24 protein-coding genes and 3 tRNA genes are annotated in these 23,667 nt (G+C 72.2%); 11 read left to right on the top strand and 16 right to left on the bottom strand.

Annotation, left to right across the window (positions count from 1 at the left end):
- The first annotated feature begins 121 nt into the window (after window positions 1-121).
- Window positions 122-1,360 (top strand): pyridoxal phosphate-dependent aminotransferase, encoded by a 1,239-nt coding sequence (locus ACZ5ON_RS06865; RefSeq protein WP_465586429.1) that lies wholly within the window; start codon window positions 122-124, stop codon window positions 1,358-1,360.
- A 91-nt stretch (window positions 1,361-1,451) separates the two neighbouring features.
- Window positions 1,452-2,471 (top strand): adenosine deaminase, encoded by a 1,020-nt coding sequence (locus ACZ5ON_RS06860; protein WP_465586426.1) that lies wholly within the window; start codon window positions 1,452-1,454, stop codon window positions 2,469-2,471.
- Window positions 2,472-2,505: 34 nt separating this feature from the next.
- On the opposite strand, the gene ACZ5ON_RS06855 is transcribed toward ACZ5ON_RS06860, so the two are convergent.
- The 6 genes from ACZ5ON_RS06855 to ACZ5ON_RS06830 form a co-directional block, all read right to left on the bottom strand.
- Complete coding sequence (locus tag ACZ5ON_RS06855) at window positions 2,506-3,546, bottom strand: UDP-N-acetylmuramate dehydrogenase (protein WP_465586423.1); 1,041 nt, start codon at window positions 3,544-3,546, stop codon at window positions 2,506-2,508.
- Between the two features lie 180 nt (window positions 3,547-3,726).
- Window positions 3,727-4,149, bottom strand: coding sequence for a MaoC family dehydratase (locus ACZ5ON_RS06850; RefSeq protein WP_465586420.1), 423 nt, complete (start codon window positions 4,147-4,149; stop codon window positions 3,727-3,729).
- Between the two features lie 5 nt (window positions 4,150-4,154).
- Entirely contained in the window at window positions 4,155-4,613 is a 459-nt protein-coding gene (locus ACZ5ON_RS06845) for a MaoC family dehydratase N-terminal domain-containing protein (protein ID WP_344634851.1), read from the bottom strand.
- A gap of 149 nt (window positions 4,614-4,762) precedes the next feature.
- Complete coding sequence (rpmG, locus tag ACZ5ON_RS06840) at window positions 4,763-4,927, bottom strand: 50S ribosomal protein L33 (RefSeq protein ID WP_006604855.1); 165 nt, start codon at window positions 4,925-4,927, stop codon at window positions 4,763-4,765.
- 82 nt (window positions 4,928-5,009) lie between these two features.
- A tRNA-Met gene (locus ACZ5ON_RS06835) sits at window positions 5,010-5,082 on the bottom strand.
- A gap of 43 nt (window positions 5,083-5,125) precedes the next feature.
- Window positions 5,126-5,198: transfer RNA gene (locus ACZ5ON_RS06830), tRNA-Thr, on the bottom strand.
- Window positions 5,199-5,454: 256 nt separating this feature from the next.
- Between ACZ5ON_RS06830 and ACZ5ON_RS06825 the strand changes: the two genes are divergently transcribed.
- Window positions 5,455-6,750 (top strand): amidohydrolase family protein, encoded by a 1,296-nt coding sequence (locus ACZ5ON_RS06825; RefSeq protein ID WP_465586414.1) that lies wholly within the window; start codon window positions 5,455-5,457, stop codon window positions 6,748-6,750.
- A 394-nt stretch (window positions 6,751-7,144) separates the two neighbouring features.
- On the opposite strand, the gene ACZ5ON_RS06820 is transcribed toward ACZ5ON_RS06825, so the two are convergent.
- The 4 genes from ACZ5ON_RS06820 to ACZ5ON_RS06805 all read right to left on the bottom strand — a co-directional run bounded on the left by ACZ5ON_RS06820 (window position 7,145) and on the right by ACZ5ON_RS06805 (window position 12,728).
- Window positions 7,145-9,139: an APC family permease gene (locus ACZ5ON_RS06820; RefSeq protein WP_465587139.1), complete on the bottom strand. Its 1,995-nt coding sequence runs from the start codon at window positions 9,137-9,139 to the stop codon at window positions 7,145-7,147.
- 311 nt (window positions 9,140-9,450) lie between these two features.
- Window positions 9,451-11,322 (bottom strand): APC family permease, encoded by a 1,872-nt coding sequence (locus ACZ5ON_RS06815; protein WP_465586411.1) that lies wholly within the window; start codon window positions 11,320-11,322, stop codon window positions 9,451-9,453.
- 406 nt (window positions 11,323-11,728) lie between these two features.
- Entirely contained in the window at window positions 11,729-12,139 is a 411-nt protein-coding gene (locus ACZ5ON_RS06810) for a hypothetical protein (RefSeq protein WP_465586408.1), read from the bottom strand.
- Window positions 12,140-12,149: 10 nt separating this feature from the next.
- A complete protein-coding gene (locus ACZ5ON_RS06805; RefSeq protein WP_465586405.1) occupies window positions 12,150-12,728 on the bottom strand; it encodes a universal stress protein in 579 nt (192 codons plus the stop codon).
- A gap of 427 nt (window positions 12,729-13,155) precedes the next feature.
- Here ACZ5ON_RS06805 and ACZ5ON_RS06800 point away from each other — a divergent pair, with 427 nt between their 5' ends.
- Complete coding sequence (locus ACZ5ON_RS06800; RefSeq protein WP_465586402.1) at window positions 13,156-13,755, top strand: superoxide dismutase; 600 nt, start codon at window positions 13,156-13,158, stop codon at window positions 13,753-13,755.
- A gap of 155 nt (window positions 13,756-13,910) precedes the next feature.
- Here ACZ5ON_RS06800 and ACZ5ON_RS06795 read toward each other — a convergent pair.
- A tRNA-Tyr gene (locus tag ACZ5ON_RS06795) sits at window positions 13,911-13,991 on the bottom strand.
- 255 nt (window positions 13,992-14,246) lie between these two features.
- Between ACZ5ON_RS06795 and ACZ5ON_RS06790 the strand changes: the two genes are divergently transcribed.
- Window positions 14,247-14,735 (top strand): YajQ family cyclic di-GMP-binding protein, encoded by a 489-nt coding sequence (locus ACZ5ON_RS06790; RefSeq protein WP_465586399.1) that lies wholly within the window; start codon window positions 14,247-14,249, stop codon window positions 14,733-14,735.
- 217 nt (window positions 14,736-14,952) lie between these two features.
- On the opposite strand, the gene ACZ5ON_RS06785 is transcribed toward ACZ5ON_RS06790, so the two are convergent.
- The gene (locus tag ACZ5ON_RS06785; protein WP_465586396.1) at window positions 14,953-15,426 is read right to left on the bottom strand and encodes a hypothetical protein; all 474 of its coding nucleotides are present in this window, start codon (window positions 15,424-15,426) and stop codon (window positions 14,953-14,955) included.
- A 166-nt stretch (window positions 15,427-15,592) separates the two neighbouring features.
- On the opposite strand from ACZ5ON_RS06785, the gene mug reads away from it, so the two are divergent.
- Window positions 15,593-16,153 carry a G/U mismatch-specific DNA glycosylase gene (gene mug, locus ACZ5ON_RS06780; protein WP_465586393.1) on the top strand — a complete coding sequence of 187 codons (561 nt, stop codon included), beginning with the start codon at window positions 15,593-15,595 and terminating at the stop codon, window positions 16,151-16,153.
- Window positions 16,154-16,239: 86 nt separating this feature from the next.
- On the opposite strand, the gene ACZ5ON_RS06775 is transcribed toward mug, so the two are convergent.
- From ACZ5ON_RS06775 to ACZ5ON_RS06765, 3 genes are all read right to left on the bottom strand, one after another.
- A complete protein-coding gene (locus ACZ5ON_RS06775; protein ID WP_465586390.1) occupies window positions 16,240-17,142 on the bottom strand; it encodes a phytoene/squalene synthase family protein in 903 nt (300 codons plus the stop codon).
- A gap of 86 nt (window positions 17,143-17,228) precedes the next feature.
- Window positions 17,229-17,630, bottom strand: coding sequence for a YccF domain-containing protein (locus ACZ5ON_RS06770; protein ID WP_344634860.1), 402 nt, complete (start codon window positions 17,628-17,630; stop codon window positions 17,229-17,231).
- A gap of 147 nt (window positions 17,631-17,777) precedes the next feature.
- On the bottom strand, window positions 17,778-18,185 hold the full coding sequence (locus ACZ5ON_RS06765) for a BlaI/MecI/CopY family transcriptional regulator (protein ID WP_465586387.1): 408 nt from the start codon (window positions 18,183-18,185) through the stop codon (window positions 17,778-17,780).
- A 371-nt stretch (window positions 18,186-18,556) separates the two neighbouring features.
- Here ACZ5ON_RS06765 and ACZ5ON_RS06760 point away from each other — a divergent pair, with 371 nt between their 5' ends.
- From ACZ5ON_RS06760 to ACZ5ON_RS06740, 5 genes are all read left to right on the top strand, one after another.
- On the top strand, window positions 18,557-20,125 hold the full coding sequence (locus ACZ5ON_RS06760) for an LCP family protein (protein ID WP_465586384.1): 1,569 nt from the start codon (window positions 18,557-18,559) through the stop codon (window positions 20,123-20,125).
- 219 nt (window positions 20,126-20,344) lie between these two features.
- Window positions 20,345-20,920, top strand: a complete 576-nt coding sequence (locus ACZ5ON_RS06755) for a TerD family protein (protein ID WP_465586381.1) — start codon at window positions 20,345-20,347, stop codon at window positions 20,918-20,920.
- Window positions 20,921-20,985: 65 nt separating this feature from the next.
- On the top strand, window positions 20,986-21,606 hold the full coding sequence (locus ACZ5ON_RS06750) for a hypothetical protein (RefSeq protein WP_465586378.1): 621 nt from the start codon (window positions 20,986-20,988) through the stop codon (window positions 21,604-21,606).
- A gap of 65 nt (window positions 21,607-21,671) precedes the next feature.
- Window positions 21,672-22,028 carry a hypothetical protein gene (locus ACZ5ON_RS06745; RefSeq protein ID WP_465586375.1) on the top strand — a complete coding sequence of 119 codons (357 nt, stop codon included), beginning with the start codon at window positions 21,672-21,674 and terminating at the stop codon, window positions 22,026-22,028.
- Window positions 22,029-22,169: 141 nt separating this feature from the next.
- Window positions 22,170-22,622 carry a DUF7144 family membrane protein gene (locus ACZ5ON_RS06740; RefSeq protein ID WP_465586373.1) on the top strand — a complete coding sequence of 151 codons (453 nt, stop codon included), beginning with the start codon at window positions 22,170-22,172 and terminating at the stop codon, window positions 22,620-22,622.
- Between the two features lie 46 nt (window positions 22,623-22,668).
- Here the strand turns inward: ACZ5ON_RS06740 and htpX are convergent, their stop codons facing one another.
- Window positions 22,669-23,532 (bottom strand): zinc metalloprotease HtpX, encoded by an 864-nt coding sequence (htpX, locus tag ACZ5ON_RS06735; protein ID WP_465586370.1) that lies wholly within the window; start codon window positions 23,530-23,532, stop codon window positions 22,669-22,671.
- Window positions 23,533-23,667: the final 135 nt, after the last annotated feature.

Raw genomic sequence — 23,667 nt, 5'->3', positions numbered from 1 at the left:
TCCGGAGCCCTCTCCGAAGCCCCGTCGGAGGGCTCAGCCACGGCGCACGCATCGTGGACGCGGCGGTACGCATGCCGGAACCGCCGTGCCCGGCCCCCGCCGACTCTGCCACGATGCAGGTATGAGCGCTTCCACCCCCGCCACCATTCGTCCCGCAGACCGCCGCGTCTCCGCCCGCATCGGCGCCATCGCCGAGTCCGCGACCCTCGCGGTGGACGCCAAGGCCAAGGCCCTCAAGGCGGCCGGCCGCCCCGTGATCGGCTTCGGTGCCGGCGAGCCCGACTTCCCGACCCCCGACTACATCGTCGAGGCCGCCGTCGCCGCCTGCCAGGACCCGAAGAACCACCGCTACACCCCGGCCGGCGGCCTGCCCGAGCTGAAGGCCGCGATCGCCGCCAAGACGCTGCGCGACTCCGGCTACCAGGTGGAGGCCTCGCAGGTCCTGGTCACCAACGGCGGCAAGCAGGCGATCTACAACGCCTTCGCCGCCATCCTGGACCCGGGCGACGAGGTGATCGTCCCGGCGCCGTACTGGACCACCTACCCGGAGTCGATCCGGCTCGCCGGCGGTGTCCCGGTCGAGGTCGTCGCGGACGAGACCACCGGCTACAAGGTCTCGGTCGAGCAGTTGGAGGCCGCCCGCACCGAGAACACCAAGGTGGTGCTGTTCGTCTCGCCGTCCAACCCGACCGGCGCGGTCTACACCGAGGCCGAGGCCCGGGCGATCGGCGAGTGGGCGCTGGAGCACGGCCTTTGGGTGCTCACCGACGAGATCTACGAGCACCTGGTCTACGGCGGCGCGGAGTTCACCTCGCTGCCCGCGCTGCTGCCCGCCCTGCGCGACAAGTGCATCGTGGTCAACGGCGTGGCCAAGACCTACGCCATGACCGGCTGGCGGGTGGGCTGGCTGATCGGCCCCCAGGACGTGGTGAACGCCGCCGCCAACCTGCAGTCGCACGCCACCTCCAACGTCTCCAACGTGGCCCAGCGCGCCGCCCTGGCCGCCGTCTCCGGCGACCTGGACGCCGTCGCCGAGATGCGCACCGCCTTCGACCGCCGCCGCCAGACCATCGTCCGGATGCTCAACGAGATCGACGGTGTGATCTGCCCCGAGCCGCAGGGCGCCTTCTACGCCTACCCGTCCGTCAAGGGCCTGCTGGGCAAGGAGATCCGCGGCAAGCGCCCGCAGACCTCCGCCGAGCTGGCCGCGCTGATCCTGGACGAGGCCGAGGTCGCGGTCGTCCCCGGCGAGGCCTTCGGGACCCCGGGCTACCTGCGGCTGTCCTACGCACTCGGCGACGCCGACCTGGTCGAGGGCGTCAGCCGGATGCAGAAGCTGCTGGGCGAGGCCCGCGACTGACGCTCCCTCGCGCGTGGCGCCCCCTTCATCCCTTCGAGGGACCTGAAGGGGGCGCTTCCCGTTCCCGCCCCCGATGCGGCAGGATTCGTGAATGGATCCCCTGCGTGACGTACGGGCGCTTCCCAAGGCCCACCTGCACCTGCACTTCACCGGCTCGATGCGGCCCGCGACCCTGCTGGAGCTGGCCGCCAAACACCGCGTCCGCCTGCCCGAAGCGCTGAGCTCGGGCCGGCCGCCGAAGCTGCGGGCCACCGACGAGCGCGGCTGGTTCCGCTTCCAGCGGCTGTACGACACCGCCCGCTCGGTGCTCCGCGACGAGGAGGACATCCGGCGGCTGGTCCTGGAGACCGCGGAGGACGAGCGCCGGGACGGCTCCCACTGGCTGGAGATCCAGGTCGACCCGACCTCGTACGCCCCGCGCCTCGGCGGCCTGATCCCGGCCCTGGAACTGATCCTGGACGCCGTCAAGGACGCCTCCGAGCGGACCGGGGTGGGCATCCGGGTGCTGGTCGCCGCGAACCGGATGAAGTCACCGATGGACGCCCGTACCCTCGCCCGGCTGGCCGTCCGCCACGCCGACCGGGGCGTGGTCGGATTCGGCCTCTCCAACGACGAACGGCGCGGTCTGGCAAGGGACTTCGACCGGGCCTTCGCGATCGCCCGCAAGGCCGGGCTGCTGGCCGCCCCGCACGGCGGCGAGCTCGCCGGACCCGAGTCCGTCCGGGACTGCCTGGACGACCTGGGCGCCAGCCGGATCGGCCACGGCGTCCGGTCGGCCGAGGACCCCCGGCTGGTGCAGCGCCTGGCCGACCGCCAGATCACCTGCGAGGTCTGCCCCGCCTCCAACGTCGCGCTCGGCGTCTACGAGCACGCCGAGCAGGTCCCGCTGCGACGGCTCTTCGACGCCGGCGTCCCACTCGCCCTCGGTGCCGACGACCCCCTGCTGTTCGGCTCCCGCCTGGCCGACCAGTACGAACTGGCCCGCACCGCCCACGGTTTCACCGACCAGGAACTCGCCGAGCTGGCCCGCCAGTCCGTCCGCGGCTCGCGCGCTCCCGACGACGTCCAGAAGGTGCTGCTGGCCGACATCGACGCCTGGCTGACCCAGTAGCGGCCGGCGGCTTCGCCGGCCGCCGGAGCGCCTGCTACAGGCTCACGCCCACCATCACCGGCTCGTTGACCAGCTCCACGCCGAAGGCGTCTCGCACGCCGTCCCGGATCGCCCGCGCCAGCGCCAGCAGGTCCTCGGTGGTCGCGCCGCCCCGGTTGGTCAGCGCCAGGGTGTGCTTGGTGGACAGGGTGGCCGGCCCGCGGCCCCAGCCCTTGCCGAAGCCGGCCTGGTCGATCAGCCAGGCGGCGGAGGTCTTGGTGCAGCCGTCCGGCGCGGGGTAGGCGGGGGCGGTGCGCCCGTCGAGCCTGGCCCGGAACGCGGCGAACTGGTCGGCCGTCAGGATCGGGTTGGTGAAGAAGGAGCCCGCCGACCAGGTGTCGTGGTCCGCCGGGTCCAGCACCATGCCCTTGCCCGCCCGCAGCCGCAGCACCGTCTCGTACGCCGTCCGCAGGTCGACCCGCTGCTCGGCCTCGACCCCCAGGGTCTTCGCCACCTCGGCGTACTTCACCGGCGAGGACTGCCCGGCGGCGTCCTCCAGGGCGAACCGCACCCGGAGCACCACGTAGCGGTCGGGCTGCGCCTTGAAACGGCTGTGCCGGTAGGAGAACGCGCACTCGGCGCCGCTCAGCGTGACCGTCTCACCGGCCGCGCGGTCGTACGCGACGACCTCGGTGACGCTGTTCGCCACCTCCTGGCCGTACGCGCCGACGTTCTGCACCGGGGTGGCCCCGGCCGAGCCGGGGATGCCGGCCAGGAACTCGATGCCCGCCAGCCCCTTGTCGACCGTACGGGCCACGGCGTCCGCCCAGACCTCGCCGGCGGCGAGTTCCAGGGTGGCGCCGTCCAGCTCGAAGCCGCCGGTGGCGATCCGCAGCACGGTGCCGTCGAACCCGGCGTCCCCGATCACCAGGTTGGAGCCGCCGCCGATGACCAGCAGCGGCTCACCGGCTCCGTCGGCCTCCCGGACGGTGGCGATGACCTCGGCGTCGGTGGTGGCGGTGACCAGACGGCGGGCCGGGCCGCCGAGCCGGAGGGTGGTCAGCGGGGCGAGCGGGGCGTCGTGTTCTACAAGCACGCGCTCCAGACTAAGGGGTGCCCCCGGGCTGCTCGCCCGACCTCCGCCCGCCTCGACCCGGAACCCGGACGGTGGCGCGGCCGCCCGGCGCGGCCGCGGCTCGGTAGCGGCGGGCAGGTCGGACGGCACCGGGGCCCGGGGAGGCGGTGCAGCGCCCCCGGGCCCCGGCCTGCGCCCCGATCAGGCGAGCTGGACCACGGCCCGGGACATCCCGAGCACCTTCTGGCCGCCGCTGGTCGCCACCAGGTCGACCCGCACCCGCCGGTCCTCCAGCAGGGCCGCGACCTTGCCGGTGACCTCGATCACCGCGCCGACGCCGTCATTGGGCACCGGCACCGGCCGGGTGAACCGCACGCCGTACTCGACCACCGCGCCCGGGTCGCCGACCCAGTCGGTGATCACCCGGGCGGCCTCGGCCATGGTGAACATGCCGTGCGCGATGACGTCGGGCAGGCCGACCTCCAGCGCGAACTTCTCGTTCCAGTGGATCGGGTTGAAGTCGCCCGAGGCGCCCGCGTAGCGGACCAGGGTGGCCCGGGTGACCGGGAAGGACCGGGCCGGCAGCTCGGTGCCGACCGCGACCTCGTCGAAGCTGATCGCCATGGCTGCTACTCCCCCGCCTCGTCCGCGGCCCGCGCCACCAGCGTCATGAACGCGGTGACCACGTGCTCGCCACTGTCGTCGTGCACCTCGCCGCGGACCGACAGGACGTCGTTGCCCGCCAGCGACTTGATCGAGTCGATGGTCACGGTGACCGCCAGCCGGTCACCGGCCCGCACCGGGCGGGTGTAGGCGAACTTCTGGTCGCCGTGCACCACCCGGGAGAAGTCCAGACCCAGCTCCGGATCGTTGACCACCTGCGCCGCGGCCTGGTACGTGATCACGAACGGGAAGGTCGGCGGGGCGATCACGTCCGGGTAGCCGAGCGCCTTGGCCGCCTCGGGGTCGGTGTAAGCCGGGTTGGCGTCGCCGATCGCGACGGCGAACTCGCGGATCTTCTCCCGGCCGACCTCGTACGGCGGGGTGGGCGGGTACGTCCGCCCGATGAACGAGGGGTCGAGCGCCATGGGCAACTCCTCCGACTACTGATCAGAACTTTTCACGACCTGTGGGGGCCGTGCGGGAGCAACGCAAAAAGCCCCAGGCCGCGCCCCTTGCGGGATGCGGCCTGGAGCCAAGAGCCTTTGTCACACAGGCCCGACGACGCCCTGCTGGGTCAGCGGGTCTCGCGGTGCGCGGTGTGCGAGTTGCAGCGGGGGCAGTGCTTCTTCATCTCAAGACGGTCCGGGTCGTTGCGCCGGTTCTTCTTGGTGATGTAGTTCCGCTCCTTGCACTCCACGCAGGCCAGCGTGATCTTCGGGCGGACGTCGGTGGCAGCCACGGGAGTGCCTTCCTTGGACAACGAATAAGAACACAACAAGAGTAGCCGATCGGGAGTTCGATCTCCCGATCGACTACGCGGGTAGCGGTGACCGGACTTGAACCGGTGACACAGCGATTATGAGCCGCTTGCTCTACCAACTGAGCTACACCGCTTAGATGATCAGATCTCACACCGAGGCGTGAGCCCTCTCACCAGAGCCCCCAAACGGAATCGAACCGTTGACCTTCTCCTTACCATGGAGACGCTCTACCGACTGAGCTATAGGGGCGAACGAGGAAGACATTACACGGTTCCGGGCCAGAGGTGAAATCCGCATCCGACGCAGAAGATCCCAGGTCGGCACTCCGGACGGACGCTTCGATCCCAGACTCGCGTTCGAGTGCCGCCTGGGAACCCACGGCCCGACCCGATACGACTTTTGCCCGCCTCCGAGCGCCCCGGCGCCACTCCCCATAGGCTCGACCCTCAGTGATCTTGCGGCTCGCGGGGCGCCCCTGGGCCGCCGGACAGCGAGGAGCCGGCCGATGAGCGCTGACAGCACACCCGCCGACGGCCCCGGGGCCGGGCGGGCCGGTCAGCCGCCCTCCTCCCCCCGCCCCGGGCCCGAGGGGCCGCTCAGCCACGGCCCGGTCCTGCTGCTCACCGGCGCCAAGCTGGCCGACGGCCGGATCGTGGACGTGCGGATCAGCGGCGACCGGATCCAGGCCGTCGGCACCAGCGGCAGCCTCGGCCCGCTCCCCGCCCTCCCGGGCACCCCGACCGCCACCACCGGCGCCCGGATCGACCTGGGCGGCTACGTGCTCCTGCCCGCCCCGGCCGAGGCGCACGCCCACCACGACGCCGCCTTCTCCGCCACGCCGGCCGCCCCGCCCCCGGAGGGCTCGGCGGCCCTGGTCCGCCGGGTCACCGAGGCCGCCCTCACCTCGCTCGGCTACGGCGCGACCGCGCAGCGCACCCACGTCCGGATCGGCGACGTCCACGGCCTGCGTCGACTGGAGGCCGTCCTCGCCGCCCGGCAGGCCCTGCGCGGGCTCGCCGAACTCCAGACGGTCGCCATGCCCCGACTGCTCACCGGCCTCGCCGGGGCCGACGGGCGCGCCCAGCTGCGCGAGGCCCTCAGACTCGGTGCGACCGCCGCCGGGGGCTGCCCCGACCTCGATCCCGACCCGGTCGGCTACGTCCAGGTGCTGCTGGAGGCCGCCCGCGAGGCCGACTGCGCGGTCGACCTGCACACCGACGCCGCCGACACCGCCCAACTCGCCCGGATCACCGGCCTGTTGGCCCCACTGCGACCACGGGTCGCGCTCGGTCCGTGCAGCGCGCTGACGCCCGGCTCGGCCACCGTACTGGCCGCCGGCGGCATCCGGCTGGTCTGCCTGCCGCAGAACGGCTGCTGCACCGGGCTCGAAGGCCCGCCGACCGGCCTGCGCCCTTCACTGGTGCGGGAGTTGACCGATGCCCGGATCCCGCTCACAGCCGGCAGCGGCGCCCTGCGCGACCTCAGCAATCCGGTCGGCCGGGCCGACCCGCTGGAGTCCGCGTACCTGCTCGCGGCGGGTGGCGCGCTCGATGCCCAGGCCGCGTACGAGGCGGTCAGCAACCAGGCCAGGATCACCCTCGGGCTGCCTCCGGTGCGGGTGGACGCGGGCTTCCCCGCCGAGCTGCTCGCGGTACGCGGCGACAGCGTCGCCGGGGCGCTGGCGGGTGGGCACAGCCGCCTCGTCGTGCACTGCGGACGGATCGTCAGCCGCACCAGCGCGGTCCGCGAGTTCGCGGACACCGTGGCCCTCACACTGCCCCGCCAGTGCGGCCCCGACTGACCGCCGGCGCCGGGAGCCGTCCCGGACTCCACCGCTTCGTGAGCCCCGGCGCGCGAACCGACTCCTCGCGCCGCCGGAATGCGCCGTGGAGGCGCCGGCCCGGGCAGCCGCCGTACGCGTGACTCGTCTCCCCGGTACGGCGGCGCCCCCAACTGCCCGAACGGGCATCGCGGCCGGTGGGCCCCCACGCCCACCGCGCGGCCGGCTGCGGCACCCCCACGGAGCAGCGCCGGCTCTCGGCCACGAGGCTATCCGCCGACAGGGCCAGCCACCGGCCGCGCTTACGCGCTCTTGGCGGGCGACTGCCCGCTCTTGACGCATCGTTGACGAACGAAGCCCCGACCGCTCACCTCGGGTTCTAGCGGTCGGGGCTTCGCGGGCCCTGCGCCGTGCCTCAGGCGTTCTCGGGGGCCGGGAGCTTCTCGTGCTCGGACCGCACCGTCGGCTCACCGCGGCGGACCGCGCCGGGGGCGCGGCGGGTCGGGTGGTAGGCCCGCCCGGCCGAGGTGAGCTGCCACGGGACGCTGATCACCATCACACCGGGGGTGAACAGCAGCCGGCTCTTCAGCCACAGCGCCGACTGGTTGTGCAGCACGTGCTCCCACCAGTGGCCGACCACGTACTCGGGGATGAAGACCGCGACGGCGTCCCTGGGGGTGGTGCGGCGGATCGAGCGGACGTACGCGACGACCGGCTTGGTGACCTCGCGGTACGGGGAGTCCAGCGCCTTCAGCGGGACCTCGATCCCGTACTCCGCCCACTTGGCCTCCAACGTCTCGGTGTCGTCCTTGTCGACGGCCACCGTCACGGCCTCCAGCACGTCCGGGCGGAACGCCTCGGCGTAGCCGAGGGCGCGCAGCGTGGGCCGGTGCAGCTTGGAGACCAGGACGATGCCGTGGACCTTGGACGGGCGGACCGCCTCCTCGCGGGGGTCGTCCACGGCCAGCTCCTCGGCGACCGAGTCGTAGTGCTTGCGGATGCCGCGCATCATCGCGAACAGCACGAGCGCCGCCACCACGGCGAGCCAGGCGCCCTCGGTGAACTTGGTGGCCATCACGATCACCAGCACCAGGCCGGTGGTGAACGCGCCGAAGGCGTTGATCACCCGGGAGCGCTGGGCCGAGCCGCGCACCGAGGGGTCGGTCTCCCCGTCCAGGACCTTGTTCCAGTGCCGGACCATGCCGATCTGGGACAGCGTGAAGGAGGTGAACACGCCCAGGATGTACAGGTGGATCAGGTTGTTGACGTTCGCCTTGTAGGCCCACAGCAGCGCGATGTTGACCACGGCCAGTGCGATGATGCCGTTCGAGAAGGCCAGCCGGTCGCCCCGGGTGTGCATCTGCCGGGGCAGGTAGCTGTGCTGGGCGAGGATCGAGCCGAGCAGCGGGAAGCCGTTGAAGGCGGTGTTCGCGGCCAGGACCAGGACCAGCGCGGTGGCCGCCTGGATCACGTAGAACAGGATGCTGTGGTCGCCGCCGAAGACCGCGGCGGCCAGCTGGGCGATCACGGTCGGCTGGGAGTAGCTGTGGCAGTCGCCGACGTACCCGACCAGCTGGCAGCTGTCGTCGGTCTTGTGCACCTTGGCGACCAGTGCCAGCACGGTGACGCCGACGAACATCACCACGGCGATCAGGCCCATCGCGCTCATGGTCCGGGCGGCGTTCCTGGCCTTCGGCTCGCGGAAGGCCGGCACGCCGTTGGAGATCGCCTCGACCCCGGTCAGCGCGGTGCAGCCGGAGGCGAAGGCGCGCAGACCGAGCATCAGCAGACCGATGCCCTTGAGGGTGTCGTTGTGGTCGATCGGCGCGATGCCGTAGTGGGCGCTGGCGGCCACCGGTGCGTGCCCGAAGGCCATCTTGATCACGCCGGTCACGATCATCAGCAGGATTCCGCCGATGAACAGGTACGTCGGCGCGGCGAAGGCCTTGCCCGACTCCCGCACTCCGCGCAGGTTCATCGCGGCGAGCAGCGCCACGAAGGCGATGGCCATCGGGACCCGGTAGTCGTCGATGCCCGGGAACGCCGAGATGATGTTGTCCACACCGGAGGCCACCGACACCGCGACCGTCATCACGTAGTCGACCAGCAGTGCCGCCGCCACCACCAGGCCCGGCTTGGCCCCGAGGTTCCTGGTCACCACCTCGTACGAGCCGCCGCCGCCCGGATAGGCGTGCACCACCTGGCGGTAGGACATCACCACGACCGCCATCAGCGCGACCACGGCCGCCGCGATCCACGGGGTCAGGTACAGGAACGCGGTGCCACCGACGGTGAGCACCAGCAGGATCTCCTCGGTGGCGTAGGCCACCGAGGAGAGCGGGTCGGAAGCGAAGATCGGCAGGGCGAGGCGCTTGGGCAGCAGCGTCTCGCCCAGCTCCTCGCTGCGCATGGCCTTACCGATCACAAGGCGCTTCAGCGCCTGGGGCACGTTGAACACAGCAGCGAGCGTAGGCCGCTCTAACGAGGTCTTAATGGGCCCGTACGGCCCCCGACACGCCGCCCACTCACCCGACTGGAGCAGTGTTTGCCCAGGTCGGAGTAGTTGGCGCGAGCGTCTCGAGCCGGGCCCGCAGTGGTCTGCGGGCCCGGCGTTAAGGGTCCGTCAAGATGTCGAGCTGTAATCGGGATATGGGGCAACGGTTATCTTCCAGCCGGTTTCCAGCCCGTTCACAGCCCGCTTCCAGCTACGTCGCCCCCGCGCTACATCCGCAGCCGCAGCCGGCAGACCGCGGCGTCGGTCCGGCGGCGCAGCGCCCGGTCGATCACCGCGCCGCGCTGGTTCTGCAGCGCGCGCTGCCAGAACTTGGCGGGCTCGACCTCGGGGATCAACACGGTGATCCGCTCATAGGAGCGTTCCACGCTGAGCTCGTTGACGTACGCCGCCAGCGGAGCGCCGAGCCTGCGGTGCGCGTCCGGCACCTCGACCAGCGGGACGCCCGGCTCCCACAGCTCCCAGTCGCGGCGCAGCGCCTCGGCGGCCTGCCGGTCCTCGGCGTCCGGGCTGGTGTGCACCACGGTGACGGCCATGACCTCGTCGCCGAGCGAGACCGCGGCCGTCAGGGCGTCCCTGGTCAGCCGGGAGATCGCGGTGACCGGGACCAGGACCAGCGAGCGCTGCCGGGTCACCGGGCCCGGCAGGCGGCCCAGCTCCAGCCGCTCGCCGATCCGGTCGTAGCTGCGGTGCACCAGCTCGAACAGCGCGACCAGCAGCGGCAGCGCGAGGCAGATGCCCCAGGCGCCCTCGGTGAACTTGGTGCCGGTGACCACGACGGTGGCGGTGCCGGTGAGCACCGCGCCGAAGCCGTTGAGCAGGGCCTTGCCGCGCCAGCCGGGCCCGCGCTCGCCCTTCCAGTGCCTGACCATGCCCACCTGGCAGATGGTGAAGCCGACGAAGACGCCGATGGAGAAGAGCGGCACCAGGCTGTTGACGTCACCGCCGGAGCCGACCAGCAGCACCGCCGAGACCAGCGAGAGGAAGAGCACGCCGTGCCGGTGCACCTGGTGGTCGGAGCGCAGCGCGAAGACGTGCGGCAGGTTGTTGTCCCGGGCCAGCAGGTGCATCAGCACGGGCAGTCCGCCGAAGGAGGTGTTGGCGGCCAGTCCCAGCAGGATCACGGTGGAGAACTGCACCAGGTAGAAGCCGAAGCCGTGGCCGAGCGAGGCGTCCGCCAACTGGGCGAGCACGGTGACGCCCTCGACCGGCTGGAGGTGGAACCGGCCGATCAGCACGGCCAGGCCGATCAGCATCACGCCGAGCAGCGCGCCGAGCGCGACCTCGGTGCGCTGGGCGCGTCTGACCCCGGGCGTGCGGAACGACGGGACGGCGTTGGCCACCGCCTCGACGCCGGTCAGCGCCGAGCAGCCGGCCGCGAAGGCCTTGAGCAGCAGCAGCGCGCCGACCGTGGTGGCGTCGTCCGCCAGGGAGGAGGCGTGTCCGGCGGCGGCCGCGGTGCTGGCGGGCGCGGACCGGAACAGTCCGACCACGATGATCGCCAGGATGGAGAGCACGAAGACGGCCGTCGGGGCCATGAACCACCGGGCGGCCTCGGCAACCCCGCGCAGGTTCACCACGGTGACCAGGGCCAGCACGCCCAGGCAGAGCCAGACCCGCTGGTCGTACAGCTCGGGCACGGCGGAGGTCAGCGCGGCGACGCCGGCGGTGACGGAGACCGCCACGTTCAGGATGTAGTCGATGACCAGCGAGGCGGCCGCGGTCAGCGCGGCCCGGCGGCCGAGGTGCGCCTTGGCGACCGCGTACGAGCCACCGCCGTCCGGGAAGGCGGCGATCACCTGCCGGTAGGAGGCCACCAGCACGGCCAGCAGCACGGCGATGGCGACGGTGACCGGAAGCGTGAACCCGAGGCCGTACGCCCCCGCGGCGGCCAGCACCAGCACGATCGACTCTGGGCCGTACGCCACCGAGGCCATCGCGTCCAGCGACAGGGCTGCCAGGCCGCCGAGGACGGTCAGCTTGTCGCGGGAGTGCGCGTCCTCGTGCGGGGCGCCGGTATCAGGCGGCTCCTCGTCCTCGGCGAGGAAACCCGCCGGGCGCGCCATGTCGGTGCCGGGCATCGGCCTGACCTCCATTGTTCGGTGTGCTCCGATCGTGGCCGGGGCCGGGGCGCGGACAGCTTCTCCTGACGCCTTCTTGACGCTCCGACCGGGCGAACTGACGCGGTGTTGACGGCGTGTCCGCTCGCGCGCCGGCGGCGCGCCTCGACGCGCGAGCGGACGTGCCGTCACGGGCGCGGGGAGCAGGGGGCGGGCGGGGCACAGCGCCGGAGAGCCGGTCGGGGGCAGGGCGGACGGGCGCCCGCTCCGGGCCGGGCCGGACCGGACCGGACCGGAGCGCGCGGACCGGACCGGACCGGAGCGCGCGGACCGGACCGGAGCGCGCGGGTCGCGCGTCGGGGTTCGAGGAGGCGGGTGGGAGGCCCCGCGCTGGCGCACCCCCGAGGGTTCGCTCGCCCCGCCGGACCTACCCGGGCAGGGCGAGCCGGGTGACGCGTATCCGGCGGCGCGGGAGGGCGGCCGGGAGCGAGCCGACCAGGGCGGCGGCGGCGAGGAACGCGAAGCGGGCCGGTTCGGTCCCCAGGCCCGCCCAGCCGAGCTCGGCGAAGCGGTGGACGACGAAGCCGTCGTAGAACAGCCAGCCGGCTCCGGCGATCATCGGTGCTGCCAGCGGGCGCGAGACCGTACCCAGTACGCCGCAGAGCACGGCGTACGCGCCCAGCGCGAACCAGCTCGGCCGCAACTCCCCCACCCCGGCGAGCGCCCCGGCCAGTGCGGCACCGCCGACGAGCCCGAGCGCCATCGACATGTCCAGCGCCAGCCGGAAGGTGACCGGACGGTACCAGTGGCTACCGGGCCTGGCCCGGTACAGCCGCACGGCACACCCCTCAGCGCCGGAAGGCGAGTTCGAAGTCCTCGACCGTTTCGGGCGTCCGCGGGTGCCAGAGCGCACGGAGGTCGCCGAGGCCGCGGAGCGGCCAGTACCGGCGGTGCTCCAGCTCGCGCTGGAGCTCGGGCCTGGGCACCGCGAGCACCGGGCAGGTGGCGTGCCGCAGGCAGTACCGGGCGACCGAGGGGCGCAGTCGGCTGCCGCCTCCGGCGCCGATCACCAGGACGTCGCCCGGCCGGTCCGCCAACCGCACCAGGGCGAAACCGGGTTCACTGCGGACCACCTCGGACCGGAAGCGCGCCCCGAGGTCGGCCGGCGCACCGCCGAAGGCCTCGTCCAGCGCGGTGCGCAGCCGGCCGACCGCGGCGGCCCGGACGGCCGAGATCAGCGGCGGGCAGGGCGAGCGCCGGTATCCGTGCTCCCCGCCCGGCGGCTCCCAGACCAGGACGGCGAGCACCTCGGCATCGGTACGGCGGGCTTCGGCGACGGCCTGGTGCAGCGCGGCCAGGCTGCCCAGGGATCCGCTGACGCCGACCACCAGACGGCGCTGCGCGCCGTACTCCCGGCTGTGCTCCATCTCCGCCCTCCACTCGCTCCGGCCCGGCCCTCCGGCTCGGTCCCTCCCAGCGAAGCAGCGGCGACGGGCGGCGCGATCGCCCTTGACGAAGCCCTGACGGGGCGGCGGGGGATCCCTACGCGGCCCTGACGGCGCGTGGACGGATCGGCCGTCGACGGCGGACCCCGAGGAGCACGCACCGGGTGCGGGGGCGAGCGGCCGGGTGTCCCGGCGGGCGCCGGTTGGGAAGACGATCAGCTCAGGCGAAGGCCCCCCGACAGTACGCCGGAACGATCTTCAGCGGGGAGGCTGACTGGCCGCCCACCCCCGGGGCAACACTCTCCTGCCATTCAGATGTAATTGCAAGCTATACGCAATAGTGTTGGCCGGGCACGGCGAACATCTGTGCAGCACAGCTGAACCACAGCGACTAGGAGCTCTCTCAACCATGGCTCAGTACACGCTCCCCGACCTTCCGTACGACTACTCCGCGCTGGAGCGCGCGATGTCGGCGGAGATCCTCGAACTGCACCACTCCAAGCACCACGCCGCATACGTCAAGGGCGCCAACGACACCGTCGAGCAGCTCGCCGAGGCCCGCGACAAGGAGCAGTTCGGCGGCCTGGTCGGCCTGCAGAAGACGCTCGCCTTCCACCTCTCCGGCCACGTCCTGCACTCGCTCTTCTGGCAGAACCTCTCCCCCGAAGGCGGCGACCGCCCCGAGGGCGCCCTCGCCGACGCCGTCACCGAGCACTTCGGCAGCTTCGAGGCCTTCCAGAAGCAACTCACCACCGCCACCGTCGGCGTCCAGGGATCCGGCTGGGGCATCCTCTCCTGGGAGCCGCTGGGCAAGCGCCTGATCGTCGAGCAGGTCTACGACCACCACGGCAACGTCGGCCAGGGCACCACCCCGCTGCTCGCCTTCGACGCCTGGGAGCACGCGTACTACCTGCAGTACCGGAACGTCCGCCCGGACTACGTCACCCGCCTCTGGGACGTCGTCAACTGGCAGGACGTCTCGGCCCGCTTCGCCGCGACCCAGGCCTGACCCTCCCCGGCCGGGAGCCGCCACCCCGGTGCGGCCCCGGCCCCGAGCACCTGCCGTGACGGCCTTCGCGGCGGTACGACGCCGCACGACGCCGCACGACGAGAAACGGCCCCTGATCCGCGTTTCCGCAGATCAGGGGCCGTTTCTCTATCCTGTGGCTGGTGCAGGGTTCGAACCTGCGTAGCTTGCGCGACAGATTTACAGTCTGCTCCCTTTGGCCGCTCGGGCAACCAGCCAGGATTTTCGCCTCCCGGGGTTCGCCCCGTTCGACTTGGTAAACCATACCTGATGGATGGGGGTGGTTCGCCACTCGGTGGGCGGCCGTCGGGAACCCGGCGGGCCCGGAAGCGATCCCGGCACCGCGTGGCTGTCGCCGGCACCGCGTGGCTGTCGCGGGCGGGCGGGTGCGGCGCTGGATAGGCTGGGGCGGCACCTGCTCCGCGCGGGCGGGGGCGGACCGTGAAGCCAGAGCATCAAGGAGACCAACACACATGGCCGACTCCAGTTTCGACATCGTCTCGAAGGTCGAGTGGCAGGAGGTCGACAACGCGATCAACCAGACCTCCCGCGAGATCGCCACCCGCTTCGACTTCAAGAACGTCGGCGCCGAGATCAGCCGGTCGGGCGAGAAGATCGAGATGAAGGCCAACGGCGAGGAGCGGGTCAAGGCCATCCTGGACGTGCTCCAGAGCAAGTTCATCAAGCGTGGGCTCTCGCTCAAGGCGCTGGACGCGGGCGACCCGCAGCTCTCCGGCAAGGAGTACAAGATCTTCGCGAACGTGAAGGAGGGCATCTCCCAGGACGATGCCAAGAAGGTCGCGAAGATCATCCGCGATGAGGGCCCCAAGGGGGTCAAGGCCCAGGTCCAGGGCGACGAGCTGCGGGTCACCTCGAAGAGCCGGGACGACCTGCAGACGGTCCAGGCGCTGCTCAAGGGCAAGGACCTCGACTTCGCGATCCAGTTCGTGAACTACCGCTAAGCAGGGCCTGGGCCTGCGAAAACGCTGGTTTTCGCCCGGCCGGGGCACACCGAGGGCGCAGTGCTGACCACAGCCTGCGCCCTCGGTGTGCCCACCCCCTTCCGGCCGGATGCCGGGCACGGCACGCTCCTGGACCCCCTGGGGCTCCGGCCGGCACCGGCGCGTCAGACCGGCCCCCGCCGATCCGCCCGTAGCACAGGCCGCCCCGCCGCCCGGGTCAGCGCTCCAGCCAGCCCTCCGTGTGCCGGTGCCTGCCGAGGCCGACCGCCTCGAACTCGTCCGCCCCGCACGAGCGGTGGGCGCCGAGGCGGCGCAGCACCTGGGACATCGGACTGCCTTCGGCCGGGAAGGGCTCACCGACCGCTATGCCGACCGGGCCGAGTTCGATCTTCCCGTCCAGCCAGACCGCGCCCTGCTGGCTGCCCCGGCCGCCGAAGTAGTCGGCCTCGACACAGGCGATCGGGCCGGCCTTGGACCACGCGTTCAGCCTGCGCTCGAACCCCCGGGGGAAGAAGGTGAAGCCCGCCACCACCGCGCCCTCGGGCTGGTCTAGGGAGTCGAGGAGTTCGGCGGTCAGCGGGATCAGGGCCAGCTCCTGCTGCAGCTGCACAGCCCGCGCGAGCCGGACCTCCGCGGCCACTACATTGGCCAGTTCGACCGAGGCGATCAGCGCTCTGAGTTCGTATGACACTCAGTCATTCTGCGCTACTTACGGCATAACGGGCCACAGGAATATTCGAACTGACTATTTATTAGATCTTCTGCCAAGTTCCGGCCGAGTCAGGACATCCGGAACCAAGTCCCGGGAATGCGGGGCCGCTCGGCGGTGCCGGGTCCCGGCCCGGCAGACTGACCCGGTGACCAAGCCGATCCGCCCCACCCCCGAGCAGCTCGCCGCCGCCCAGGACACCACCATCCCGGACGTCACCGCCCCCGGACTGCGGGTGCTGTTCTGCGGGATCAACCCCGGTCTCTGGTCGGGCGCCACCGGTCACCACTTCGCCCGTCCCGGCAACCGGTTCTGGCCCGCGCTGCACCGCTCGGGATTCACCCCGCGCCAGTTCCGGCCGGACGAGCAGCGGGAGTTGCTCGCACTCGGCCTGGGCATCACCAACGTCGTCGCGCGCACCACGGCCAAGGCGGACGAACTGACCACCGAGGAGTACCGGCAGGGCGGCGCGGCGCTGGTGGAGCGGGTGGAGCACCTGCGGCCCCGGGTACTGGCCGTGCTGGGGATCGGCGCGTACCGGACCGCCTTCGGCAGGCCGCGCACCCGGATCGGCCGGCAGCCGGAGCGGATCGGCGACACCGAGGTGTGGGTGCTGCCCAACCCCAGTGGCCTGAACGCCCACTACACGCTGGACGGGCTGGCGGCGGAGTTCCGCGCGCTGCGCGAGGCACTGCCGCCCACCGACTGACGTCCCGCCCCGGGGAGTTCGGCCGACCGGAGTTCCCGGGGCGGGACAGGGACGGGCGGGTGCGGGCGAATGCAGGGTGCCGACGCTCACCTGGAGGTTCGCCGCGCCCGCGCCAGCACCCGCAGCGGCGCCACCACCCCGTACCCCACGTCCCGCCGGAGCGCCCCCGCCCCCGCGCGTTCGACCGCACGCAACTGGCACTCCATCAACTCGATCATCGCTCGCCCCACCGGCCGCAGTCCGGGCGCGCTCAGCCCGACCACGTCCCGGGCCGCGTCCAGCGCCGTTCCCGCCTGCCCGCGCAGTTCGGCCAGCAGCGCCCGCACCGCGCCGCTGTCCACGCCCTGCTCCAGCTCGGCCCGGGTGACCCCGTGCCGGTCCAGCTGATCGCGCGGGATGCAGAGCCGGCCCTCCCGCAGGTCCCCGGCGAGGTCGGCCAGGAAGTCCACCCGCTGCGCCGCGTCCACGAACCGCCGCCAGCCGGCCGCCTCCTGCGCGTCCGGCCCGCCCCGGTACTGCAGCCCGGCGAAGACCAGCAGACCGGGGCAGGCGTAGTCGTCCAGGTACGCCCGGTAGTCGTCCTCGGTGCCGAAGCCGGTGAAGGACGCCTCGACGGCGGCCGCCCCGTCCAGGAAGGCCGACACCCAGGAGGTCGGCAGCCCCCGCTCGGCCACCGCGTGCGCGTACGCCGCCAGCACCGGCTCCGTACTGCGCCCGCGGGACAGCGCCCGCATCGTGCGCTCGCCCAACTCCCGGAGGTTTCCGGCCCGTTGTTCGACCGGGCCGCTCTCGGCCACGTCGTCCACCAGGTTCATGAACGCCAACCCGGCGACCAGGTGCGGCACCAGCGCGGGTTCCGCCAGCAACCGCAGTGCCAGGTAAGGGGCCTGTTCCCGCCGCACCACCCGTCGGGCGGCGGCGGTGTAGACCGCGCGCACCGGCGCCTCGGTGATGCCGGCGGCGGTCAGCGTACGGCGCCAGGTGGGCACGGCGGCGTCTTCTTCCTTCGGTGGAACGGGGCGCCCCACCGTACCGAACCTGCTCCGGGAGGCCCCGGCGCGCCCGGCCCGTCGCCTCAGCGCCCGCCGAAGCGCTCGTCGGTGGAGACCACCTCGCGCCCGAGCGGCATCAGCGAGATCGGGATCAGCTTCAGGTTGGCCCAGCCGAACGGGATCCCGATGATCGACAGGAACAGCGGGATGCTGGTCACCAGGTGCCCGATCGCCAGCCACCAGCCCGCGAAGACGAACCAGATCACATTGCCGATGAACGACCCCGCCCCGGCGTCGGGCCGCTCCACCGTCGTCCGCCCGAACGGCCACAGCACGTACCCGGCTATCCGGAAGCTGGCGATGCCGAACGGGATGGTCACGACGAGCACGAAGCAGACGATCCCGGCGACGGCATAGCCGATGGCCATCCAGATCCCGCAGAAGACCAGCCAGAGCACGTTGAGCACGAAGTCGATGAGCTTCACACCGTCCAGCTTCCCACGTGGCGCCCCGCCGAAGCGCCGGCCCTGCCGCGCACACCACGGGCCCGCGACGCCCGCCGAGCACCCCACGTGCCCGAACAAGCCGTCAACGGCCGCGCGACGCGGAGGAATGCGGGCGGTTCGCCCCGCTCAGCCGGTGCCGTCCTCCGCGGCGCTGTCGAGCAGGGCCCTCAGCAGGTCCTCGTCGTGCGGGAGGAGGGCGCTGACGAAGCTGGCCAGCACTGCGTCGCGATCGTCCTCGCCGTCGAGCACCCTGCGCATCCGCAGTGCGGCGAGTCCGGCGGCGTCGGCGGCGGCGAGCCAGCGATAGGAGCGCCCGGACCTGGTGCGGGAGACGGCGTTCTTGGCGTGCAGCCGGGAGAGGATGGTCATCACCGTGGTGTAGGCGAGGTCCCCGTCGAGGCGTTCCTGGACCCAGCTCGCGGTCGCGGGGGCCGGCGCCTCGCGCAGGACGGCGAGCACCTGGGCCTCCAGTTCACCCTGCCCGCGACGGCGCACCCTGGGGTCCCTCGCCGGTGCGTTCAGCTCCTCGTCCATGGCGATGACCTCATCCCTCCGCCGCCGCGGCGCCGCCGGGCGGGGCGCGGCCTCCATCCTACTGAGCGGGTTCGGACCACGGGCCGACCCGGAGCCCAGGCGGGCGCCCCCGGAGCCCGGCGCACGGTGGGGCCAGGGCTGCCCGCCACGGCGCCCGACGCCGCGTCACACCCCTTGGTGGAACCGGCCGGGGTGACTTCACCGTGTCGGCTTTGTATGCTTCGCTCGTCTTCTACACCACTGTAGAAGAAAATCGGGGGGCCCATCGTCGAGCCTGCCCGCCGCCCTCGCCCGTCCGCACCGCGCCGGCCACGCCTGCGCGCCGCCCGCGCGGCGATTCACTCCGCACCCCGCCGCGAAAGGTTGCGCGCATGACCGGCTCGGATTCGCGTACGCCTCCACGCAGCCGACCCGCCCCCGAGGGCCGCCCCGGGATACCCGACGGCCCGGCCCCGAAGCCACGGCGCGGCAAGAGGAAGATCGCCCTGTGGGCCGGCGCCGCGACGCTCTCGCTGGTGATCCTCGGCACCGCCGGGGTCTACTACCGGCTGAACGCCAACATCAACACCTTCGACGGCGGCGGCCTCAGCGCGGACCGCCCGCCGGCGGCCGCCCCGGACGCCAACGGCAACACCCCGGTGAACGTGCTGCTGATCGGTTCGGACTCGCGCGACGGCAGCAACAAGGACCTCGGCGGCGGCGGGGACATCGGAGCCCGCTCGGACACCACGATCCTGTTGCACGTCTACGCCGACCACAAGCACGCGGTGGGCGTCTCGATCCCGCGCGACTCGCTGGTGGACATCCCCCCGTGCAAGGCGGACGGGAAGTGGACGGCACCGCAGACCAACGCCATGTTCAACAGCGCCTTCGCGGTGGGCGACACCGCGCAGGGCAACCCGGCCTGCACCCAGAACACCATCGAGAAGCTGACCGGCCTGCGGATGGACCACACGGTGGTGGTGAACTTCACCGGGTTCGCGGCGATGACCAGCGCGGTCGGCGGGGTGAACGTCTGCGTCCCGAACGACGTCCACGAGGGCGACCTCAACCCCAACCTGGGCCACAAGGGCAAGCAGATCTTCGCCAAGGGTCCGCAGAAGGTGTCGGGCCAGCAGGCGCTGGACTACGTACGGGTGCGGCACGGCATCGGCGACGGCTCGGACATCGGCCGGATGCAGCGTCAGCAGGCCTTCCTCTCCTCGCTGGCCAAGACCGTGAAGAGCCAGGGGATGAACCCGACCACCCTGCTCCCGCTCGCCGACGCGGCCACCAAGTCGCTGACCGTGGACCCGGGGCTCGGCTCGGCGGACAAGCTGCTCGCCTTCGCGATGTCGCTGAAGGACATCGACCTGAAGAACATCAAGTTCCTCACCGCACCGTGGAGGTACAACGGCGCCCGGGTCTCGTTGATACACCCCGACATCGACCAGCTCTGGGCGGCGCTGAAGGCCGACCGCACGCTCGACGGCCAGGACGCCGGCGGCGGCGCGTCGAGCTCTCCCGGCCCCGGGGGCACCCCCACCGCACCGCCCGCGGCCGCCGCGCCCGCCGCGAAGGGCACGGGGATCGCGGTCACGGTCTACAACGGCACCACCGCACCGGGTCTGAGCACCAAGGCCGCGAGCCTGCTGGAAGGGGCCGACTTCACGGTCACCGGCAAGGCCAACGCCGCCGACCGGGACCACGCCACCACCACGGTCGAGTACGGCAGCGGCGAGAAGGACGGGGCGCAGACGGTGGCCCAGCTCTTCCCCGGCTCCCGGCTGGAGGCGGTCAACCACCCGGGTATCAGCCTGATCCTCGGCCGGGACTTCGCCTCCTCGGACGGCGGGGGCACGAGCGCCGCCGCCGTTCCGCCCGGACCGTTGCCGACCAGCGTCAGCGACGCGGCCCGCTCCGCCGCCGACGACCCGTGCAGCAAGCTGTCGTACGGCTGATGCCCACCGCCCGGCCGAGGCCCGCCGCGCTGCCTGCCGGGCACCGCCGACCAGGGCCGACACCGCCCCAAGGCCCGGCAAAACAATTCTCCCGTCGTTGCATTCTCGCTATCTCTACACTGATGTAGATTCATTGACCGGGCCGGCCGTTCCAGATGCGGCCGCACCGCCGAGGTCCGCACCTGCCGGACCGGCACCAGGAACTCCAGGAGGGGCATCATGGGAGTCACGCTCTCCAAGGGCGGCAACGTCTCGCTGACCAAGGAGGCCCCGGGCCTGACGGCCGTCATCGTCGGCCTCGGCTGGGAGGTCCGCTCCACCACCGGCGCCGACTTCGACCTCGACGCCAGCGCGCTGCTCTGCACCGAGGCCGGCCGGGTGCTCAGCGACCAGCACTTCGTCTTCTTCAACAACCTGCGCAGCCCCGAGGGTTCGGTCGAGCACAGCGGCGACAACCTCACCGGCGGCGGCGGTGGCGACGACGAGCAGATCAAGGTCGACCTGACGGCCATTCCGGCCGGGGTCGCCAAGGTGGTCTTCCCGGTCTCCATCTACGACGCCGACACCCGCGGGCAGAACTTCGGCCAGGTCCGCAACGCCTTCATCCGCGTGGTCGACCAGGCCACCGGCAGCGAGATCGCCCGCTACGACCTGACCGAGGACGCCTCCACCGAGACCGCGATGGTCTTCGGCGAGCTGTACCGCCTCGGCGCCGACTGGAAGTTCCGTGCCATCGGCCAGGGTTACGCCTCCGGCCTGCGCGGCATCGCCCTGGACTACGGCGTCAACGTCTGAGCGGACCGGCGGGCCAGGACAGGCCGACGGTCACTCCCTTCACCTCCATGACTTCGGGGGAACGCATGGACCGACTCAACCGCCCGCCACAGCTGAGCAACCTGTCCCAGCAGGACCGGGCCGACTTCGAACTGGCCCTCCGCCAGGCCCTGGCCCGACCGGAGATCCGGGACGCGCTGCGACGGAACCCGGACCTCTGCCCCGAGCGGCTCCAGGCCCTCGCCCGGACGGCGACCGGCGAGATCGCGGCCGCCGCCGCCGACGAGTACCTGGAGTACCTGCGGGTGCGCGGCGCGGCCGGGAGCGCCGCCCCGGACGCCCCGCGCAGCATCGACCAGGACTGGGCGGGCGGTCTGATGGGCGTACTCGCCGTCCTGGTCCCGCTGCTCACCGGCACCGCCGCGGCGATCCTGCTGCTCCTCGGGTACGCGCTGGGACTGGCCCAGTCCCAGCGCCACCTGGCCGACTCACTGCTCACCGCGGGCTGGGCGGCCGTCGTGGTCGCCGGGATCTGCGTCATCGCCGGTGTCGTCGGGCTGCTCACCACCGCGGCCCGCCGCCGGGCCGCCCAGTCGGACACCCCGGCGTCGGGCCAGTCCGAAGAGCTCAAGCGGGCCCGCGAGGCCTGGCGGACCGCTCTGCTGGAGCGTGGACTGCTGCCCTACCTCCACCTCCGTCTCCAGTAGCCTCGGGCCGGACCGGCCGGGGAGCCGGATCCACCGACGCTTACGAAGGACCCGAGGAAGAGATCGTGAACATACGCCGCATCGCAGGGGCCGTGCCCGCTCTGCTGCTGGCCGCTCTGCTGCTGGGCCAGCAGACCGCGGCCCAGGCCGCCCCCGTGACGGTCCGTACGGTGGCCGCCGCGCCCGCCGCGGCCGCTGGCGGGGACACCGTCGGGACCCAGGCCCCGGCCCAGGCCCAGGCCCAGCAGCGGACCCAGCAGCTCGCCGCGGGCAAGGACGCCAAGACCGCCAAGAAGAAGGGCGGCTTCTTCAAGAAGCTCGGGATCGCGGTGATCGTGGTGATCCTGCTGATCGTCCTCTTCGCGATCGGCCTGATCGTCGCGATCGTGTTCGCGCTCAAGCGGATCTTCCGTCGACGGTAGCCGTCGCCGGCCGGCCCGGCCACTCCGGCCGCCCGGGCCGCTCCGGCCCGACGAGTTGCGAGGTCGTGGACGCCTCCTACGCTGCAACTGACGGACGCCTCACCGATGTCGGGGCGTCCCCACAGCAGCAAGGAGGCAGCCATGTCCCAGGCTTCTGGTCCGCTCCACAACCCGTCGGGCCCCGCCCCGGCCGGACACCAGCCCCGGCTGGACAGCCCGGAGGCCGTCGTCAGCGTGGTGCTGTTCGCCGGCGTGTTGATGCTGGTCAACGGGGTGCTGGGGATCCTCCAGGGCATCGTGGCGCTGTCCAGGGACAGCATCTACGTGACCAGCCCGCACTACACCTTCGAGTTCAACCTCACCGCGTGGGGCTGGATCCACATCGTGTGGGGCCTGGCCATCGCCGCGATCGGCTACGGCGTGGTCAAGGGTGCAGCCTGGGCCCGGGTGCTCGCCATCCTGGTGGTCGCCGTCGGCCTGGCACTGAACTTCATCTTCCTGCCGTACTACCCGATCTGGTCCCTGGTGATCATCGCGATCGACGGCTTCATCCTCTGGGCGCTGTGCACGTACCACTCGCAGAGCGTCGACTGATCCGCGGGGCGCGGTGCCCCCGCGACCGCACGCCGGCGGTGGCCGGTCAGCGGTGGTAGCCGGCCATCTGCTCCAGCCGGGCGATCCGCTCGGCCATCGGCGGGTGGGTGGAGAACAGCCGGGTACCCGCCTCGCCCGTGCGGAACGGGCTGGCGATCATCATGTGGCTGGCCGTCTGGAGCTGCGGCTCCGGCGGCAGCGGCGCCCGCTGGGTGCCGATTTCCAGCTTGCGCAGGGCGCTGGCCAGGGCGAGCGGGTCGCCCGTGACCCTGGCGCCGTCCGCATCGGCCTGGTACTCGCGGGAGCGACTGACGGCCAGCTGGATCAGGGTGGCGGCGAGCGGGCCGAGGATCATGATGAGCAGCAGCCCGATCAGCCCGGGCCCCTCGTCGTCCTCGTCCCGCCCGAACGGGATCAGCCAGGCGAAGTTCACCAGGAACATGATCACGGAGGCCAGTGCCCCGGCCACCGAGGAGATCAGGATGTCCCGGTTGTAGACATGGCTGAGCTCATGGCCGAGCACCCCGCGCAGTTCCCGCTCGTCCAGCAGCTGCAGAATGCCGTCGGTGCAGCAGACCGCCGCGTTGCGCGGGTTGCGGCCGGTGGCGAAGGCGTTCGGCGCCGGAGTCGGCGAGATGTACAGCCGGGGCATCGGCTGGCGGGCCGAGGTGGAGAGCTCGCGGACGATCCGGTACAGCTGCGGCGCCTCGATCTCGCTCACCGGGCGGGCCCGCATCGCGCGCAGGGCCAGCTTGTCGCTGTTCCAGTAGGCGTACGCATTGGTGCCGAGGGCGACCAGCAGGGCGACCACGAAACCGGTACGCCCGAAGAAGCTGCCGATCACCAGGATCAGCGCGGACAGGCCGCCGAGCAGCGCGGCCGTTCTCAATCCGTTGTGCCGGCGGTGCACGGCAGGCCCTCCAAATGGTGCGGTGGGAAGCCTTCGGTTCACATCCCTCTGCTGGATCAACGGCGGAACGCGCCGACTTCGTTCCCTTGTGCACTCCGCCCCACCAGGGCCGGGGCAGGGGTCCGGCACCGCGAA

This window comes from Kitasatospora sp. NPDC032150 (assembly GCF_055579945.1).
The sequence above is the reverse complement of the archived record's forward strand: the minus strand, read 5'-3'. Positions and strand labels throughout refer to the sequence as shown.